The sequence below is a fragment of the Amycolatopsis silviterrae genome, assembly GCF_042684085.1.
Classification (GTDB): domain Bacteria; phylum Actinomycetota; class Actinomycetes; order Mycobacteriales; family Pseudonocardiaceae; genus Amycolatopsis; species Amycolatopsis silviterrae.
On record NZ_JBHUKS010000024.1, the window covers coordinates 35,934 to 52,550 of the forward strand.

The window sequence follows — 16,617 nt, forward strand, 5'->3', positions numbered from 1 at the left end:
CTCTTCCTCCTCGGAGACAGACGGATCAGGTCAGCGCGGCGGGTGTGTCGGCCTTCGCGGCCGTCCGCGCTCTCATGGGCGCGGTGATCACGAAAACGGCGACGGCGGCCGCCGCCAAGGGCACGACGAGAAGCCCGAACAGCGAGCGGGGCGACCAGGAATGGTCGAGCAGCAGCCCGGCGAGCATCGGTGCGGTCAAGGCCCCGACCCGGCCGAAGGCCATCGCCCAGCCGACCCCGGTGGCTCGGACCGGCGCGGCGTAGAGACCGGGCGCGACGGCGTTGAGCCCGTTGCCGGCGGCGTTGATGAACATCCCGACCGCGACCGCGGCGAGCAACGCGGCGGCGGGCGAACCGAGGAACAGGCTCATCGCCAGGTACGCCGTTCCCGCCGCGAGGAAGCACCCGACGGTCAGCACCCGCAGCCGCGCCTTGAGGGCGAGCAAGCCGAACAGCAGAGTGCCCGCGATCCCGCCGAGGTTGAGCAGGAGCCCGGCGTTCATGCCCTCCTGTGCCGAGGAACCGCTTTGCTGCAGCAGGAGCGGGGTCCAGCTCGCGGCGAAGTAGAAGCCCGCCATCATCACGAAGTAGGAGATCCACAGCAGGACGGTGCGCGCCTTGTCCCTGGTCAGCAACGTCGTCACCCGCACCCGGTCTTCGCCGGGCTCGGGGCCGGGCAGGGTGTCGACGGCGGGCAGCCGCATCCTGGTCAGGAGCCGGTTGACCTTGCTCAGCGCGCTTCGGGGCCGGCGGCTGATCAGGTAGTCCAGTGATTCCGGCATCGCGGCGGCGACCGCGAACACCATCGCCAGGGTGAGCACGGCGCCCGCGAAAAACGTTGCGCGCCAGCCGTATTCGGCGACCACGAGCTTGGCGACCGCGCCGCCGAGCACCCCGCCGAGCGGCAGCCCCATCCCGTACAGCGCGATCATCGTGCCGCGCAGCCGCCGCGGCGTGTATTCCGAGATGACCACGGGCAGGCTGGCCACCATGCCGCCGATGCCGAGCCCGGTGAGGAACCGGCATCCCGCGAGCACCGCGAAACCGGTGCTGAGCGCGGCCAGTGCCATGCCGGCGGTGCACAAGGCCAGGCAGGCCAGCGTGAGCGGTCTCCGGCCGATGCGGTCGGCCAGCGGGGCGAGCACGGCCGAGCCGAGCGCCATCCCCACCAGGCCGCTGCTGAGCAGCACTCCCACCCGGGAATCGGTGAGCGCCCACTCCTGCGCCACGCCGGGAGCCGCGAAAGACATCACCAGTACGTCGAAACCGTCGACGAGATTGATCACGAGACAGATCGCGACGACCCTGATCTGGAACCGGCTCATTCCGGACCGGTCGATGGAATCCCGCACGGACATGCGCTCACCTCTCCAGCCGGCACGCGGTCGCGTCGATCTCGACCAGAAGGTCTTCGCGCACCAGTCCCTGGACGATCAGCAGCGTGTTCGGCGGGTACTGCCGCCGCGGATAGTGCCGGGCGAAGTACTCCTCGCGGGCCGCGTAGAAGTCGCCGACATGGGCACGCGAGGTCAGATAGCTCACGAACCGCACGACGTCGCGGAGGGCGGCGCCCTGCGACTCGAGAATCGTGCGCACGTTCTCGTAGGCGCGCAGCGTCTGCGTCCGCACATCCGGCCCGGCCACGGAATTGTCCTCGACGATTCCGCACTGGCCGGCGACGAAGATCAGCCCGCCCGCGCTGGACACGTGGGAGTACGCGCTGAACGGCACCCCGACTCCGGGCGGGTTCTCATAGCTCGGCGCAATGGTCATGGTTCTCCTTCGAGGTCGGTCAGACGGCGGCGTGCGCGAGGGAACCGCCGGCGAGAATCCGGCCGAGCGCGGCGGACAGTTCGGCCCCGTCCCCCGCGTGGCGGGCCCGCCACGCGACGTGCCCGTCCGGGCGGACGAGCACCGCGCCCTCCCGGCCCATCGACAGCGGTCCGAGCAGGTGCGGCAACCGCTTGACCCGCAACGGAACGACGGCCGACGCCGCCAGGTCCTGGCCCGCCCGGTCCCATTCCTCCGCGTCCGGTCCGCAGACCAGCACGAACGTCGTGTCGAACCAGTCGATGCTCGACTCCGTCTTCTCGACGTCGAGCCAGAAGTGCGGGAACCTCGCGCCGGGCCGGTCGGTCGGCCAGTAGTGCTGCGAGTCGTACGGCGGGATCGGCGAGCCGTCGTCGACGACGGCGCCGCGGGTGTAGACGTATCCCAGCGTGTGGCCGTCGCTGTGCAGCTGCTTGTTCATCTCGATCAGCAGGTCGCGCCAGCGCTGCGGTTCCTCCTCGCGGCGCCGGAAGGCCTCGTCCATCTCGTCCAGACGCGTCTGGTTGCGCACGGCGAAGTCGGTGTTGGACTGCGCGACCGGGCGGCGCTCGTCCTCGTAGGTGTCGAGCAGGACGTCCCCGGCCCGTCCGGACAGCACGGTCGCGAGTTTCCAGGCGAGGTTGTGCACGTCCTGGACGCCGGAGTTCAGCCCGTTGCCGCCCGCGGTCGGGAACCGGTGGGCGGCGTCCCCGGCGAGGAACACCCGTCCCGCGCGGAACCGCTGCGCGACCTGGGCGCTCATCCGCCAGTTCATGACGTTGATGCGCTCCACCTTCAGGTCAGGCATCTCCCACTGCTCCCGCACTTCCTCGACGAGGCGCTCCTCGGAAAGCGGCTCCTCGCCTTCCCGCAGCTTCTGCACCGCCAGCCACCGGTCGCCGTCCGGGCCGGTGGCCAGGACGTTCACGTCCGGACGGCTCCGGTCGCGCGGCCGGACCAGGAACCCGATCGCGCTGCGCACGTGCGGCAAGTGCCCGAGGTCGGCGCGGTAGTAGTGGTTCGCCATCAGCGCCAGGGTTTCCGGACCGTCCATCGGGATCCCGACGGCCTCGCGGACCCGGCTGTTCGCGCCGTCGCACCCGACGACGTACCGCGCCCGGACCTCGAACTCCTCGCCGCCGGGCACCCGCCGCACCCGCGCCGTCACGCCGTCGGCGTCCTGGGCGAGCGACACCAGTTCGGCGGACCGCCGCACCTGGGCCCGCGGCCGGGCGGACAGCGCGTCGTCCAGCGCCTCCTCCACCGCGTCCTGGGGCACGATCGACCGCGGCGAGGGAGTGTGCAGGCTCGGGCACGGGTCGGTGTAGGCCACCAAGGGGCCGTTCAGGCTTTCGCACCAGCAGGCCACGTCCGCCTCCGGAGGGAGGCCCGCCCGACGCACCCGGTCCTCGATCCCCCACTGCCGGAACAGTTCCATCGTCCGCGGGTGACAGCCCCTGGCTTTCGGGTGCGTGGTCGTGGCCTGCCGCCGCTCGACGAGCAGGCTTTCCACCCCGAACCGGTCCAGCAGCAGCGCGAGGCTCATGCCGACCGGTCCTCCCCCCGCCACGAGAACAGGTACGTCGATCATCGGGATCTTCCTTTCCGAAGGGACTCAGTCGACGTAGGACACCCGGGGCTTGCACCGGTCGTCCTCGAGTTCGGGCAACGTCACGACGCGCTCCTGCTCGAACGCGTCGGTACGGGCGGTGACGAACGCGGCGTCCTCGGCGAGACTGCGGTTGTAGGACACATGCGGGCAGAACGGCGGGATGTACAGGAAATCGCCGACGCCCACGACCAGGTCGTGCTCGAGTTCCTTGCCCCAGAAGAAATGCACGCTGCCGCGGATTCCGTACAGCGCCGACTCGTGCTCGACGTGGTAGTGGACGTTCGACTTCTCGCCGGGCCGCAGCGAGGTCACCAGCAGCGACAGGTGCTTCGAGGGCGTGGTCACGCCGTTCACCCCGAAGAGCGCGTTGACGTCCTGCTTGGCTCGCTGCTCGCGCTCCGGGTGCACGAGGGTGACGTCGCCGTCCCATTCGACCGTGAATTCCATGTGCCGCATTTCCTCCTCGGATCGGCGGCGGACGATCAGCGGGTCCGCCGGTGAAGCTGGGGAAACGGTGCGCCGCGAACGCCGCCCCGGTCGAGACGGGTGTGCAGAATTTGCACAGCGGATGGCGAGTTTCCCCGCTCTCCCGGGCATAATCGGCCGACGGCGCCGTCACGGCTCAGCGCGGCGACGCCGGCGGCGAGGAGGCGTGATGCGGTCGACGGAGACGCAGCGGGCTTGGGAACGGTTCCAGTCCGGAGCACCGGCCTCGATCCGCCGGGAGATCGTCGCGTCGTGGCGCCGTTCCCGCAGCAGCGGGGTCGACCCGGACCGGCTGGACCTGGCGCACAGCGAGATCGACCCGCGGTCCCCGTTCGTCCGCGTCGCCGCGCCGGTGCTGCTCGGCATGGCCGACCTGCTGGCAGGCAGCTCCACCTCGCTCGCCCTCGCCGATCCCGACGGCATCCTGACCTGGCGCTGGGAATCCGAGCGGACGCTCACGAGCGACCTGGACCGGATCGAGTTCGAGCCCGGCTCCCAGATCGGCGAGCGGAGCGCGGGCACCAACGGCATCGGGGTGGCCACGACCACGCGCCACCCCTCGGTGGTGATCGGCGCCGAACACTACAAGCAGCCGTGGCACCCGTGGGCCTGCGTCGCCGCGCCGGTGGTCCACCCGATCACCCGGCGCGTCGCGGGCATGGTGAACGTCGCCTGCCCCGCCGGCGACGCCAACCATCTGCTGCTGGTCGCCGTCCGGGCGCTGGTCGACGGGGTCACCGCGGCGCTGCACGAGGCCGCGACCGTCCGGCAACGGCGAATGCTGGACGCGCACCTGTCGATGCGGTCGGCGGCGGCCGGGCCGGTCGTCACCCTCGACCGCCAGACGATGATCGTCGAGGACGACGCCGCCGAACTGGGCCTGGACCGGCCGGGCCTGTGGGCCGCGGTGACCGAGGCAGGCCCGTCGGCGAGCGAGATCGCCCTCGCCGACGGCCTGCGCGCACGCCTGTACCCGGTCGTCCCCGGACGGCTCGAAGACGGCGTCGTCCTCGTGCTCACGCGCGGGACACCCCTCGGCGGAGAACCGTTCGAGCCCGGCCTCGCCGGACGCCTCGGCCCGCTGGAACAGGCCGAAGTACGGGTCATCACCGACACCCTCGCCGAGTGCGGCGGCAACAAATCCGAGGCGGCGGCCCGGCTCGGCATCTCCCGGGGCACGCTGTATCAGCGACTCCGCCGCTATCGTTTGAAGTGAGCCCGATCAGTGCGCCGCCCCGCTACTCCGCCGGGCGAGTCCCGCCGCGAGCGACCAGCACCGGGCACAGCGCGTACGAGATCAGCGCCTGGCTCGTGGATCCCAGCGCCAGTCCGCTGAACCCGCCCCGGCCCCGGCTCCCGACGACCAGCAACTGCGCCCGATCAGCGAGATCGAGCAGCACCTCGGCCGGACGCCCCGCCCGCACGACCCGCTCGACCACGACATCCGGGTACTTCTCCTGCCAGCCAGCCAACCGCTGGGCCAGCAACTCGTGCTCGTGCTCCTCGACCGCCGCGCGGTCCATCCCCCGCCGGCCTTCTTCGAAAAGCTCGGCCAGGAACGTTTCACTCCAGCTGTGCACCGCCACCAACGGCGCGTTCCGCCAGGTCGCCTCTTCGAACGCGGCCGCGATCGCCGCCTCGCCCTTGGGAGTGGCATCGACGCCGAGCACGACCGGCCCCTCGACCGGAGCCTCGTCCTCACCGACATGCGGCCGGATCACCGCAACCGGACACGGCGCATGCGCGGCCAGCGCGACCGACACCGACCCGAGCAACACGCGACCCGCCGTACTCCGCCCCGGACTGCCCAGCACGATCACGCTCGCGCCAGCCGCCTCGGCCAGCAAGGCCTCCGCCGGCCCCTCCGCCCGCACCGCAGTCGCCACCTCGACACCCGGCGCAGCCTCGGCTGCCGCGTCGCCCGCCTCGGCCAGCACCCGCGCACCGCGCGCACCCGCAGCTTCCTGCATCTGCTCAAACGACAGCTCGGCCGCGGGAAAAGACACCGGCAGCTCAGGCAACGCATGAACCAAGCGAAGACCCCGACGACGCTCCCGCGCGACCCGCGCCGCCCAGCGCACCGCTGTCAGAGCGGCCGCGGAACCGTCAACACCGACCACCACTGCTGACTCCGACCCCGCCATCCGAACCCCTGCTTTCCCTGTGCCGACAGTCCGTACCAGGAAGCTACCGGCCGAAAACCGTTCCAGCGCGTCGTCGCACCCCGACCGGGGTACCCGGCAGCCAGTCGCCGGCGACCGTCCGCACGGAGACGGACAAGCGCGGGCGGGAGCGCGGAACGCATCATCCGGCCACCGCACTGAGCGAGCGCTTACAATCGACGGACGACGGGCGGGCTCACCGGCCGGCGCGGGACTAGAGGAGGATCGCCGGATGACCACGCTTTCGGCCGACCTGTGGCCCGACGTGCAGCCCGAGACCGCGCGCCGGCTGATGCTCGCCGGAGTGGAGTCGTTCGCCGAACGCGGCTACCACGCCACCACCACTCGCGACATCGCCGGAGCCGCCGGGATGAGCCCGGCCGCGTTGTACGTCCACTTCCCCTCGAAAGCCGCCCTGCTCTTCGCGATCAGCCGCAACGGCCACGAGCAAACCCTGTCCCTCGTCGAAGACGTCATCAGCCGCGTAACCGGCCCGGTCGAGCGAATGCGGCTGCTCGTCGAGGATTTCGTCGCCTGGCACGCACGGCGGCACACCGTCGCACGAGTCGTGCAGTACGAGCTGAACGCGTTGCCGGAGAAGGAATATCAGGTCGTCGCGCAGCTTCGGCGGCAGATCGAACAGCGCGTGCGCGAGGTGATCGCCGAAGGGGTCGAGTCCGGCGTGTTCACCGTCAGCGACGTCGGGATCGCCGCCCGCGCCGTGCTGTCGCTGGGGGTCGACGTCGCCCGGTGGTACAGCGAACGGACCCGGCAGACGCCCGCCGAACTCGGCAAGGAGTACGGCGAACTCGTCCTTCGCATGCTCGGAGCGAGCTAGATCGCCAGCACCAGTTTGCCCTTGGCCTGCCGCGACTGGCTCAGTTCGAGCGCGGCCCGCCAGTCGTCCAGCGGGAAAATCCGGGACACCGGAACCGAAAACCGCCCCTCCGCCGCGAGCGACTCGAACTCGCCGAGGACGTCGTAGCGCGGCTGCGCACTTGAACTGACGATCGTCTGCACCCCCGGCACGTCCGAGCTGAGGTCGAGTGTCAGCACGTGCCCGGGCTCCTTGACCGTGCGGACGAGTTCGGCCACCGCGCCGCTGAACGGTGCCGCGTCCAGCACTAGGTCGACCGGTCCCCCGGCCAGCGCGGTCACACGCTCGGCGATTCCGTCCTGGTAGCCGGTGACTTCCGCGCCAGCGGAGCGAAGCGCCGGAGCGTGCGTCTGGCCTGCGGTGACGAGCACGCGCGCCCCGCGCAGGAGCGCGATCTGCGCGGCCGCGAACCCGGTCGTGGTGCCCGCGCCGTGCACGAGAAGGGTGCCGCCATCGACCACCCCGAGTGCGTCCAGCGCCGCATAAGCCGTCCCGGTCGCCATCGGCAACGCGGCAGCGTGGACCGCGTCGAGCCCCTCCGGCCGAGGGAACCAGGTGTCGAGCAAGGCCAACTCGGACGCACCCGCGGTCGGGCCGGTGAAGGGTGCCGGACCGAACACCGGGTCGCCGACCTCGACGTCCGTCACGCCGTCGCCGAGCGCGTCGACCGTGCCGGACACCTCCAGCCCGATCCCGCGCGGCAGGTCGCCGGGGAACAGGCCCTCGCACAACGCCCAGTCCGCCGGATTCAGCCCGCACGCCTGAACCGCGACGCGGATCTGGCCTGGTCCCGGGTCCGGCGCGACCGCGTCCTCGACCCGCAGCACGTCGGCCGCGGAGCCGTTCTCGCGAAAACGAAGGGTGCGCATGTGATGTCTCCTCGCCGGTGATGACAGAAGCTGTCGTCACCGACGCTACCAGAGTGATGACAGCATCTGCTGTCGCTATAGTGGGGCCCATGGCGCGATGGGAGGGCAACACCCGCAACCGGCTCGAACAGGCCGCGCTGGCCTTGTTCGAGGAGCAGGGCTACGACCGGACCACGGTCGCGCAGATCGCCCAGCGCGCGAATCTCACCGAGCGGTCGTTCTACCGGTGGTTCGCCGACAAACGGGAAGTACTGTTCGGCGGCAGCCAGGAATTGGAGGCCGAGTTCGTCACCGCGATTGACTCCGTTCCGTCCGGCACCGCCGCTTTGCCGACGCTGCTGGCCGCATTCGCCACCGCCCCGCGCGTATTCCGCCCGCGCGAATTCCTGCTGCGCCGAGCAGCCGTGATCGCGGCCAATCCCCCGCTGCGCGAACGCGAACTGATCAAGCTCGTCACGATTTCGGAAGCGCTCACCAAGGCACTGCAGGAGCGCGGCATCGACGCCGAAACCGCGCGCCTGGCAACGGATCTCGGCTTGTCCGTGCTACGGCTGGCCACCGAACGCTGGATGGCCGAGGACCACCGAGACGGTACCGGTTTCCCCGAAGCGCTGTCAGCTGCCGCCGCGGATTTGCTCGCCGTCGCCACCGGCTGAAACAGCCCGCGCGAACCGGCCCGCGATCTGCCCGAGGCGTTCCAGCAATTCCGCCGGCGCGTCCTCCACTACGAAGTCGAATTCCCACTGCGCGAGGTAAAACGGAATGTAGTCGAACGTTTTCGCCCCGGTCCGCAGCCGGCACGTGTGGTCGTCGATCGGCTCCACCACCGCTGTCGTCGGCGAAACCCGCGCGGCCAGCACCTCCGCCGAGGCCGCCACCCGCAGCGTCACGACGTGCGGATACGGCGCGGTCGCGATCCGGCTCGACACGTACGCGGCGAGGTCCTCGGCCGGCGGTTCCCTTGGGGTGAAACGGAAACTGGTCGTCGGGACGCCGTTGATCCGGTCCAGCCGGAAGGTGCGCCAGTCGCCGCGGCCGAGGTCCCACGCCACGAGATACCAGCGCCAGCCGGTGTGCACGAGCCGCAGCGGTTCCACGTCGCGCTCGGCCACGTCGCCCGCCTGCGTGCCGTAAACGAACCGCAGCCGTTCGCTGTCCCGGCAAGCCGCGGCCACCACGGTCAGCAGTTCCGCGTCGATCGTCGGCCCGCGGCCGGGCATCCGGACCAGCGCCGAATCCATCGCCCGCACCCGGTGCCGCAGCCGCGCGGGCAGCACCTGTTCGAGCTTCGCCAGCGCCCGCACGGACGTCTCCTCGATGCCCGAAACCGTGCCGTTCGCCGCCGTGCGCAGGCCGACCGCCACCGCGACCGCCTCGTCGTCGTCCAGCAGCAGCGGCGGCAGCGCGGCGCCCGACCCGAGCCGGTACCCGCCCGCGACGCCGGGAGTCGCGTGCACCGGATACCCGAGCTGCCGCAGCCGTTCGACATCGCGGCGGATCGTCCGGACGTCGACCCCCAGCCGGCCCGCGAGGTCCGGACCAGGCCAGTCGCGCCGTGCCTGCAGGAGGGAGAGCAGGCGCAGCAGGCGTTCTGAGGTTCCGTACATGCCGGTCACTCTGCCACGCTTCGCGGACAGCATCGGTCCTCGATCGCTCAGGACTTGCCGTCTTCCGCCGCGACCGGAGAAAGTGACGCATGCTCGACGACCTGCTCGCTGTCGCCCGCGAAGAGGCGGAAGCCGGAAAAGCCGAGGGCGGCGTGCCGATCGGTGCGGCCCTGTTCGACCGGGACGGGAAGCTGCTCGGCCGCGGCCACAACCGCCGCGTCCAGGACGGCGACCCGTCCCTGCACGCCGAAACCGCCGCCTTCCGCGCCGCCGGCCGCCGCCCGCACTACCGCGACACGATCATGGTCACCACGCTGTCGCCGTGCTGGTACTGCAGCGGGCTGGTCCGGCAGTTCGGCATCCCGCACGTGGTGATCGGCGAATCCCGCACCTTCACCGGCGGCCACGGCTGGCTGGCCGAACACGGCGTCCGCGTCGACCTCCTGGACGACCCGGCGTGCGTCGCGCTGATGACGGAGTTCATCGCGCGCGAACCGGCGCTGTGGTTCGAGGACATCGGCGAGCCGGCGTGACTCAGGCCAGCGGCGAAAACTCCGTCGGCAGCGCGATGATCGAGTCGGCGCCGATGATTTCTTCCGGCGCGCCCGGCGGCGGCCACATCCCGCGCGCGTAAAGGTCGCCGCGGATCGCGAGCCGTTCGTCCAGGCTGGCGAACGGCCAGATCTGGATGATCCGGTCCGGGCCGTCGAGCGCGTACATCACCACGGTCAGCGGGTCGATCCGATGCCGGGCAGGCAGCGCCTTGCGCCAGCCATCGATCGTGGCGGGCAGCCCGCCGGGCCGGAGGCGGTAGTCGCGGATCTCGTACACCGAACCGTACTTCCCCGGCCGCACCGGCGGAACGAACGGAAACGGCGCGAAACTCTGCAGCGACAGGCCGGTCAGGGGTGCACCGCCGAACGGCTCGCGGCTGTGGCGCGCCCGCAGCCGCTCCTCGTCCAGCTCTTGCTGGTTCTCGAAGCCGCGCAGCACAACCAGCCGGCCGAGCGGGCCGTTCTCGGTCTGCCAGCAGCCGAGCAGTTGCCCGTGCCCCTCGACCCAGGGCACCACGCCTTCGGCGGCTTTCGGCCCGTCGAGCAGCTGGAAGGACAGAATCGCCAGCTCGTAGCGGACGGCCTGCTGCTCCGGGGCGACGTCGGCACCGCTGATCTCGACCGGTTCGGTCATGACGCTCCGCTCCGTGCTCGTACCTGCTTTTCCATCGTGACACAGCAGTCCGGCAGCGCTCGCCGGGCGGCTTTGCCCGGACACGGACTGCCCGCCCGGCCATCCAACGCTTCCCGATCTCCTCGGCGTCCCGATCACCGGCACCCGGACCCCAATGCCAGGGACTTAAGGCGGCGTTGCGGGTGTCGTCCGTGAGGGACTCCCTGAGGGAATCTGATTCCCTCAGGGAGTCCCTCACGGACTTGAAGAAACGGGCATTCTGGCATTAGTCGGTCATTTCACTGACGCGTAAGTCCTTTATGGACATACGGCGGGCTGAGCCACCCGGCTTAAGTCCCCGGCATCGCACCCGGGCCCCGGCACCACCCGCCGAACAGCTCCACCCGTGAGACGACTGCCCGTCCGGCCGCACAACGCTTCCCGATCTCCCCGGCGTCCCGATCACCGGCACCCCGGAACACCCCGCCGACCTCGGTGGGTGTTTTTCCCACCCCCGCCCGAGTCTTGACACTTCTCAATGGTCTAGTCCATTGTGACTGCGCACACACTCCCGCCGAGTGCCTGCGGGGCGCCGCCGCCACGTCCGGCTTCGCCAGGTGCTCCGATGACGCGTGCCGCCGGGTGCGCGTTTCCCCCGTTGGAGGACCCATGAAACCCTTGCGCCGCACCACTTCCCGCCGGAAACTCGCCGGACGGCTCGGCGTGCTCGCCCTCGCCGCCGGGGCCGCGCTGACCACCGCGACCGGGACCGCCTCGGCCGCCGCGGACCCCGTTCTCGCCGCGCCGTACCTGTACCAGTGGGGCGGCCAGAGCGACCCGGCCGCCGCGATGGACGCGACCGGCGTCAGCGCGTTCACCCTCGCCTTCATGCTTTCCGGCGGCGGCTGCACCCCGGCCTGGGACGGCAACCGCCCGCTCGACGGCACCGACGCGGCGATGATCCAGAAGATCCGCGCGGCGGGCGGCGACGTGATCCCGTCGTTCGGCGGCTGGCAGGGCAACAAGCTGGGCCCGAACTGCGGGTCGCCGGAGGAGCTGGCCGGCGCGTACCAGAAGGTGATCGACGCCTACGACCTCAAGGCGATCGACCTCGACATCGAGAACACCGACGAGTTCGAGAACGAGGCCGTGCAGGACCGGATCCTGAACGCGGTCAAGATCACCAAGGAGAAGAACCCCGGCGTGCGCGTGGTGATCACCATGGGCACCACGCCGCAGGGCCCGAACAGCTGGGGCAAGCGGCTGGTCAGCCAGGCGAAGGCACTGGGCGCGGACGTCGACGTGTGGTCGCTGATGCCGTTCGACTTCTCCGACGGCGGCGACATGGTCGCGATGACGAAGTCCGCAGTGGACGGCCTCGTCGGCGAACTGAAGTCGACGTTCGGCTGGGACGACGCCACCGCCTACCACCGCGCCGGGCTGTCGTCGATGAACGGCAAGACCGACCGGGCGGGCGAGGTCGTGTCGGTCGCGGACTTCACCGCGATCCGCGACTGGGCCGCCGAGCATCACCTCGGCCGCGTGACGTTCTGGGCGACGAACCGCGACTGCAGCGGCTGCGCCGGGATCGACCAGGACAACTACGCGTTCACGAAGGTCGTGGCCGGGTACAACGGCTGACCTCCGGGCGCGCATCGGCGGCTCGGCCGGATGCTACCGAGAGTGGACTGGACCACCCCGGAGCACTCCGACCGGCGAGGCGCGACGACGGGGACCTTCCCGCCCGGAGGGTCCCCGTTCCGCCGTCCGTCACACACTGTGCGCAGGTACGGCCGAACGGGTGAAAAGATCAGGCAGCGGCGGTGACCGACAGCGCGGCCATGCCGGCCTCGGTCAGCTCGGCGGGCACCCGGCCGGCGGCGGTCGCGCCCGTGCCGGGGCGGACGTAGCCGCCCTTGGCGAGCGCGTGCGCGGTCATCTGGTCGCAGCAAGCGAAACCGTCGACGAACAGGTCAGGCTCGCAGCTGGTGGACATCTCCGCACGGTGCTGCGCGACTGCCTTGAGCATGGCCATCGCGCGATGGGTCAGCTCGACGGTCACCCCTTCTGAACCGGACACCGGAATCGCCTTCTTCCTCGCTGAGCTACTTACTCAACGTTATCGCCCACTGGGCCGAATGTGTTAACAGCCACACTGTAGCGGTTCGGGAATGTGACGATGCCTAGACCTGTTCGGTTCCCGCCAGGCGGGATTCGAGCGTCCGCGCCCACTCGCGCACGATCTGCTCGCGGCGGCGGGTGTCGTCGGTGAGCAGGTTGGCGAGGCCGAGCCCGCGGCCGAGGTCGAGAGTGGCCTGGACCAGTTCACGAACCCCCGGCTGACCTTCGTTGACACCGAGCAGCTCGACCGCGACCCGGTGCGCCTCGCGCCCGACGCGCGCCTCCAGCGGCACGAGCACTCCGCGCAACTGCTCATCGGTCGATGCAACGGCCCACAGCTGCAGCGCGGCGCGGAACATCGGCCCGGTGTAGAGGGTCAGCAGCATCTCCACGACCCACTCGATCCGCGACGCCCCGCCCGGCGACCCGGCCGCACGCGTGCGCAGCTCGTCGAGCTGAGCCTCGCCGAGCAATTCGACGGCCGCCGCGACCAGCGACTCCCGGGTCGGGAAGTGGTGCTGCGCGGCACCCCGCGAGACCCCGGCCCGCTCGGCGATGACCGCGACCGTGACCCCATGCCACCCGCGTTCCCCGATGCAGTCCATCGCGGCTTCGATCAGCCGCCGTCGCGTGGTGCGGCTCCGCTCCTGCTGCGGTTCGCGGAGCATCACGCACCACCTGGCCCAGTCAGCCCGCTCCCGCAAAAGTCCGTGAAGGGAACCCTGGGGGAATCAGATTCCCTCAGGGTTCCCCTCACGGACCGCCCGACGCTCCTCATGACTTCACCACGGCTCAGTACGATTTCGGCAGCCCGAGGCTGTGCTGCCCGACGAAGTTGAGCACCATCTCCCGGCTCACCGGCGCGATCCGGCCCAGCCGCACGGCGGTCACCAGGCTGCCCAGGCCGTACTCGGTCGCCAGCCCGTTCCCGCCGTGGGTCTGCACCGCCTGGTCGACCGCGCGGATCGCCACCTCCGCCGCCGCGTACTTCGCCATGTTCGCCGACTCGCCGGAGGCGAAGTCATCGCCCGCGTCGTACAGCGAGGCCGCTTTCTGGGTCATCAGTTTCGCCAGCTCAAGCTCGATTTTCACCTGCGCGAGCGGATGCGCGAGCCCCTGGTGCGACCCGATCGGCGCGCCCCACACCTGCCGTTCGTTCGCGTAGCCGACCGCCTTGTCCAGCGCGTACCGCGCGGTGCCCAGCGAGAACGACGCGCCCATGATCCGTTCCGGGTTGAGGCCCGCGAACAGCTGCGCGATCGCCGCGTCCTCCTCGCCCACCAGGGCTTCCGCCGGCAGCCGCACGTCGTCCAGGAACAGCGAGAACTGGTTCTCCGGCGCGACGATGTCCATGTCGATCTTCGTGAACTCGAACCCGGGCGTGTCCGTCGGCACCACGAACAGCGCCGGCTTCAAGCGCCCGGTCTTCGCGTCCTCGGTGCGGCCGACGACGAGCACCGCGTCCGCCTCGTCCACGCCTGAGATGAACACCTTGCGGCCCGACAAAATCCAGTCGCCGCCGTCGCGGCGGGCGGTCGTCGTGATCTTGTGCGAGTTGGATCCCGCGTCCGGTTCGGTGATCGCGAAGACGATCTTCTTGCTGCCGTCCGCGATCCCCGGCAGCCACTGCTTTTTCTGGTCCGCCGTGCCGAAGCGCGACAGCACCGTCCCGACGATCGCCGGCGACACCACCATCAGCAGCAGCGGCGAGCCCGCGGCCGCGAATTCTTCCAGCACCGCGGCGAGATCCGCGATCCCCGCGCCCCCGCCGCCGTACTCCTCCGGCAGGTTCACGCCCAGGTAGCCGAGCTGTCCGGCCTCGTTCCACAGCTCGTCGGTTTTCTCGCCCGCACGGGCTTTCTTCGCGTAGTAGTCGTGCCCGTACTTGCCCGCCAGGTCGGCCGCGGCCTTTCGCAGCGCCACCCGCTCCTCGGGCTCGACGAAGTTCATCGCGTTCATTCGGTCTCTCCCACCACAGCCAGCACCGCGCCTACCTCGACCTGTTGCCCGACCTCGACCGGCAGCGCGGCGACCACGCCGTCCGCCGGTGCCGAGATCCGGTGTTCCATCTTCATCGCTTCCAGCCACAGCAACGGATCGCCCGCCCGCACACTGTCCCCTTCGGACACCGCGAGCCGCACGACCGTGCCCGGCATCGGCGCGACCAGCGACCCCGCGGCCAGCGCCGAATCGGGATCGGCGAACCGCGGTTCCGCGGTCAGCGTCACCGCACCCAGCGGTGAATCCACATAGGACACCGACCCGTGCCGCGCGACCGCGAAGGTCCGGCGCACTCCGGAAATGTCCAGGACCACCTCGTCCGGTTCGGCGGAGACGAGGGCGACGTCGTCGTAGCCCTCGGCCCGCAGACCGTCCCGAGTCAGCGAGTAGACGACCTCGTAACGGTTGTCCCCCTTGACAAAAACCTTGCGCTGTCCGGCGGAACGGACGTTGCGCCAGCCGCTCGGCAGCCGTGCCAGCGTGGTGGCGGACGCCCGGTTCTCGGCCGCGTCGGCCAAGGCAGCGGCCAGCGCCGACCAGCGTTCGGTGTCCACTGTGGCCAGTGGCGCGGACAGCGTGTCCAGCCCGTGCCGGTCGAAGAACGCGGTATCCGTTTCCCCGGCGAGGAAAGCCTCGTGCCGCAGGATCCGGACCAGCAGGTCCCGGTTGGTCACCACGCCGTGAATCTTCGCCCCGGCCAAGGCTCCGGCAAGTCGGCGCGCGGCTTCCGCCCGGGTGGGCGCCCAGGTGATGACCTTCGCCAGCATCGGGTCGTAGTGGACGCCGATCACCGAACCGGATTCCACCCCGGAGTCCAGGCGCAGCCCGGCACCGTGGGTGAACTCGCGGTCCACTCCGGACACGTCGAAGGTGTGCAGCGTTCCGCTCTGCGGCTGCCAGCCCGCCGAAGGATCTTCCGCGTACAGCCGGACTTCGATCGAATGTCCTTGGGCAGCAGGCGGTTCGGCAGGCAGCCGAGCGCCCTCGGCCACCGAAAGCTGCAACGCCACCAGGTCCAGCCCGGTGACGTTCTCCGTCACCGGATGCTCGACCTGCAGCCGCGTGTTCATCTCCAGGAAGTAGAACCGGCCGTCCGGACCGGCCAGGAATTCGACCGTTCCCGCGCCCACGTAGTCGATCGCCTGCGCGGCCTTGCGTGCCGCTTCGAACAGTTCCGCCCGCATGGCATCGTCCACAAAGGGCGATGGCGCCTCTTCGACCACCTTCTGGTGCCTGCGCTGGATGGAGCACTCCCGCTCCCCCACCGCCCAGACCGTGCCGTGCGCGTCGGCGAGCACCTGGACCTCGATGTGCCGTCCGGTTTCGAGGTACCGCTCACAGAACACCGTCGGGTCGCCGAACGCCGATCCGGCTTCGGCGCGCGCGCTTTCCACGGCCTCAGCCAGCTCGTCGAGAGCGCGGACCACGCGCATGCCGCGCCCGCCACCTCCGGCAGAAGCCTTGACCAGCAACGGAAGATCGGCCTCGGTCACCGACGACGGGTCCAATTCGGACAGTACCGGCACCCCGGCGGCGGCCATCAGCCGTTTCGACTCCACTTTGGAGCCCATGGTCTCGATCGCCGCCGGCGGCGGGCCGATCCAGGTCAGCCCGGCGTCGAGCACCGCGCGGGCGAAACCGGCGTTCTCGGACAGGAAACCGTATCCGGGATGGATCGCGTCGGCCCCGGCGTCCGCCGCGGCTTTGACGATCAGCTCGCCGCGCAGATACGTCTCGCCCGGCGCGTTGCCCGGCAGCCGGACGGCGACGTCAGCCTCCCGCGCGTGCGGCGCGGCGGCGTCCGCGTCGGAGAACACCGCCACCGTGCCGATTCCGGCGTCCCGGCAGCTGCGGAACACCCGGCGGGCGATTTCGCCCCGGTTGGCGACCAGCAGATTCTGGATCAT

General features: G+C 70.5%; 17 protein-coding genes. 5 read left to right on the forward strand and 12 right to left on the reverse strand.

Annotated elements, in window-relative coordinates:
* Positions 1-25: 25 nt before the first annotated feature.
* Genes ACFSVL_RS30465 through ACFSVL_RS30480 form a run of 4 tightly spaced genes read right to left on the reverse strand, consistent with a single transcriptional unit; the run spans position 26 to position 3,867 of the window.
* The gene (locus tag ACFSVL_RS30465; RefSeq protein ID WP_378309012.1) at positions 26-1,357 is read right to left on the reverse strand and encodes an MFS transporter; all 1,332 of its coding nucleotides are present in this window, start codon (positions 1,355-1,357) and stop codon (positions 26-28) included.
* A gap of 4 nt (positions 1,358-1,361) precedes the next feature.
* Complete coding sequence (locus ACFSVL_RS30470) at positions 1,362-1,772, reverse strand: RidA family protein (protein WP_378309013.1); 411 nt, start codon at positions 1,770-1,772, stop codon at positions 1,362-1,364.
* Positions 1,773-1,791: 19 nt separating this feature from the next.
* Positions 1,792-3,399 carry an FAD-dependent monooxygenase gene (locus ACFSVL_RS30475; protein ID WP_378309014.1) on the reverse strand — a complete coding sequence of 536 codons (1,608 nt, stop codon included), beginning with the start codon at positions 3,397-3,399 and terminating at the stop codon, positions 1,792-1,794.
* A gap of 24 nt (positions 3,400-3,423) precedes the next feature.
* Positions 3,424-3,867 carry a cupin domain-containing protein gene (locus ACFSVL_RS30480; protein ID WP_009079338.1) on the reverse strand — a complete coding sequence of 148 codons (444 nt, stop codon included), beginning with the start codon at positions 3,865-3,867 and terminating at the stop codon, positions 3,424-3,426.
* A gap of 208 nt (positions 3,868-4,075) precedes the next feature.
* Here ACFSVL_RS30480 and ACFSVL_RS30485 point away from each other — a divergent pair, with 208 nt between their 5' ends.
* On the forward strand, positions 4,076-5,122 hold the full coding sequence (locus tag ACFSVL_RS30485) for a helix-turn-helix domain-containing protein (protein WP_378309015.1): 1,047 nt from the start codon (positions 4,076-4,078) through the stop codon (positions 5,120-5,122).
* 22 nt (positions 5,123-5,144) lie between these two features.
* On the opposite strand, the gene ACFSVL_RS30490 is transcribed toward ACFSVL_RS30485, so the two are convergent.
* Positions 5,145-6,050, reverse strand: coding sequence for a universal stress protein (locus ACFSVL_RS30490; RefSeq protein ID WP_378309016.1), 906 nt, complete (start codon positions 6,048-6,050; stop codon positions 5,145-5,147).
* A 250-nt stretch (positions 6,051-6,300) separates the two neighbouring features.
* Here ACFSVL_RS30490 and ACFSVL_RS30495 point away from each other — a divergent pair, with 250 nt between their 5' ends.
* Entirely contained in the window at positions 6,301-6,906 is a 606-nt protein-coding gene (locus tag ACFSVL_RS30495; protein WP_378309017.1) for a TetR/AcrR family transcriptional regulator, read from the forward strand.
* Here ACFSVL_RS30495 and ACFSVL_RS30500 read toward each other — a convergent pair.
* Positions 6,903-7,814, reverse strand: coding sequence for an NADP-dependent oxidoreductase (locus ACFSVL_RS30500; protein WP_378309018.1), 912 nt, complete (start codon positions 7,812-7,814; stop codon positions 6,903-6,905). The two genes, ACFSVL_RS30495 and ACFSVL_RS30500, sit on opposite strands and share 4 nt — an antisense overlap.
* Positions 7,815-7,903: 89 nt before the next feature.
* Here ACFSVL_RS30500 and ACFSVL_RS30505 point away from each other — a divergent pair, with 89 nt between their 5' ends.
* Complete coding sequence (locus ACFSVL_RS30505; protein WP_378309019.1) at positions 7,904-8,470, forward strand: TetR/AcrR family transcriptional regulator; 567 nt, start codon at positions 7,904-7,906, stop codon at positions 8,468-8,470.
* On the opposite strand, the gene ACFSVL_RS30510 is transcribed toward ACFSVL_RS30505, so the two are convergent.
* Complete coding sequence (locus ACFSVL_RS30510) at positions 8,429-9,421, reverse strand: helix-turn-helix transcriptional regulator (protein ID WP_378309020.1); 993 nt, start codon at positions 9,419-9,421, stop codon at positions 8,429-8,431. The genes ACFSVL_RS30505 and ACFSVL_RS30510 overlap by 42 nt on opposite strands.
* Positions 9,422-9,510: 89 nt before the next feature.
* Here ACFSVL_RS30510 and ACFSVL_RS30515 point away from each other — a divergent pair, with 89 nt between their 5' ends.
* Positions 9,511-9,954 carry a nucleoside deaminase gene (locus ACFSVL_RS30515; RefSeq protein WP_378309021.1) on the forward strand — a complete coding sequence of 148 codons (444 nt, stop codon included), beginning with the start codon at positions 9,511-9,513 and terminating at the stop codon, positions 9,952-9,954.
* A 1-nt stretch (position 9,955) separates the two neighbouring features.
* Here ACFSVL_RS30515 and ACFSVL_RS30520 read toward each other — a convergent pair whose 3' ends face one another.
* Positions 9,956-10,609, reverse strand: a complete 654-nt coding sequence (locus ACFSVL_RS30520; protein WP_378309022.1) for an NIPSNAP family protein — start codon at positions 10,607-10,609, stop codon at positions 9,956-9,958.
* Between the two features lie 648 nt (positions 10,610-11,257).
* Between ACFSVL_RS30520 and ACFSVL_RS30525 the strand changes: the two genes are divergently transcribed.
* Complete coding sequence (locus ACFSVL_RS30525) at positions 11,258-12,229, forward strand: chitinase (protein WP_378309023.1); 972 nt, start codon at positions 11,258-11,260, stop codon at positions 12,227-12,229.
* Positions 12,230-12,398: 169 nt separating this feature from the next.
* Here the strand turns inward: ACFSVL_RS30525 and ACFSVL_RS30530 are convergent, their stop codons facing one another.
* The 4 genes from ACFSVL_RS30530 to ACFSVL_RS30545 all read right to left on the reverse strand — a co-directional run bounded on the left by ACFSVL_RS30530 (position 12,399) and on the right by ACFSVL_RS30545 (position 16,617).
* Entirely contained in the window at positions 12,399-12,668 is a 270-nt protein-coding gene (locus tag ACFSVL_RS30530) for a hypothetical protein (protein WP_378309024.1), read from the reverse strand.
* A 103-nt stretch (positions 12,669-12,771) separates the two neighbouring features.
* A complete protein-coding gene (locus ACFSVL_RS30535; RefSeq protein ID WP_378309025.1) occupies positions 12,772-13,377 on the reverse strand; it encodes a TetR/AcrR family transcriptional regulator in 606 nt (201 codons plus the stop codon).
* Between the two features lie 124 nt (positions 13,378-13,501).
* Positions 13,502-14,668 (reverse strand): acyl-CoA dehydrogenase family protein, encoded by a 1,167-nt coding sequence (locus ACFSVL_RS30540; RefSeq protein WP_378309026.1) that lies wholly within the window; start codon positions 14,666-14,668, stop codon positions 13,502-13,504.
* Complete coding sequence (locus ACFSVL_RS30545) at positions 14,665-16,617, reverse strand: acetyl/propionyl/methylcrotonyl-CoA carboxylase subunit alpha (RefSeq protein WP_378309027.1); 1,953 nt, start codon at positions 16,615-16,617, stop codon at positions 14,665-14,667. The genes ACFSVL_RS30540 and ACFSVL_RS30545 overlap by 4 nt, the downstream gene beginning before the upstream one ends.

Bases quoted from the DNA above. Each gene is read 5' to 3' on its own strand.
- ACFSVL_RS30540 (WP_378309026.1), bottom strand. From the start codon at position 14,668: ATGAACGCGATGAACTTCGTCGAGCCCGAGGAGCGGGTGGCGCTGCGA.
- ACFSVL_RS30480 (WP_009079338.1), bottom strand. From the start codon at position 3,867: ATGGAATTCACGGTCGAATGGGACGGCGACGTCACCCTCGTGCACCCG.
- ACFSVL_RS30465 (WP_378309012.1), bottom strand. From the start codon at position 1,357: ATGTCCGTGCGGGATTCCATCGACCGGTCCGGAATGAGCCGGTTCCAG.
- ACFSVL_RS30495 (WP_378309017.1), top strand. From the start codon at position 6,301: ATGACCACGCTTTCGGCCGACCTGTGGCCCGACGTGCAGCCCGAGACC.
- ACFSVL_RS30485 (WP_378309015.1), top strand. From the start codon at position 4,076: ATGCGGTCGACGGAGACGCAGCGGGCTTGGGAACGGTTCCAGTCCGGA.
- ACFSVL_RS30525 (WP_378309023.1), top strand. From the start codon at position 11,258: ATGAAACCCTTGCGCCGCACCACTTCCCGCCGGAAACTCGCCGGACGG.
- ACFSVL_RS30505 (WP_378309019.1), top strand. From the start codon at position 7,904: ATGGCGCGATGGGAGGGCAACACCCGCAACCGGCTCGAACAGGCCGCG.
- ACFSVL_RS30470 (WP_378309013.1), bottom strand. From the start codon at position 1,772: ATGACCATTGCGCCGAGCTATGAGAACCCGCCCGGAGTCGGGGTGCCG.
- ACFSVL_RS30545 (WP_378309027.1), bottom strand. From the start codon at position 16,617: ATGATCCAGAATCTGCTGGTCGCCAACCGGGGCGAAATCGCCCGCCGG.
- ACFSVL_RS30500 (WP_378309018.1), bottom strand. From the start codon at position 7,814: ATGCGCACCCTTCGTTTTCGCGAGAACGGCTCCGCGGCCGACGTGCTG.
- ACFSVL_RS30510 (WP_378309020.1), bottom strand. From the start codon at position 9,421: ATGTACGGAACCTCAGAACGCCTGCTGCGCCTGCTCTCCCTCCTGCAG.
- ACFSVL_RS30520 (WP_378309022.1), bottom strand. From the start codon at position 10,609: ATGACCGAACCGGTCGAGATCAGCGGTGCCGACGTCGCCCCGGAGCAG.
- ACFSVL_RS30475 (WP_378309014.1), bottom strand. From the start codon at position 3,399: ATGATCGACGTACCTGTTCTCGTGGCGGGGGGAGGACCGGTCGGCATG.
- ACFSVL_RS30490 (WP_378309016.1), bottom strand. From the start codon at position 6,050: ATGGCGGGGTCGGAGTCAGCAGTGGTGGTCGGTGTTGACGGTTCCGCG.
- ACFSVL_RS30535 (WP_378309025.1), bottom strand. From the start codon at position 13,377: ATGCTCCGCGAACCGCAGCAGGAGCGGAGCCGCACCACGCGACGGCGG.
- ACFSVL_RS30515 (WP_378309021.1), top strand. From the start codon at position 9,511: ATGCTCGACGACCTGCTCGCTGTCGCCCGCGAAGAGGCGGAAGCCGGA.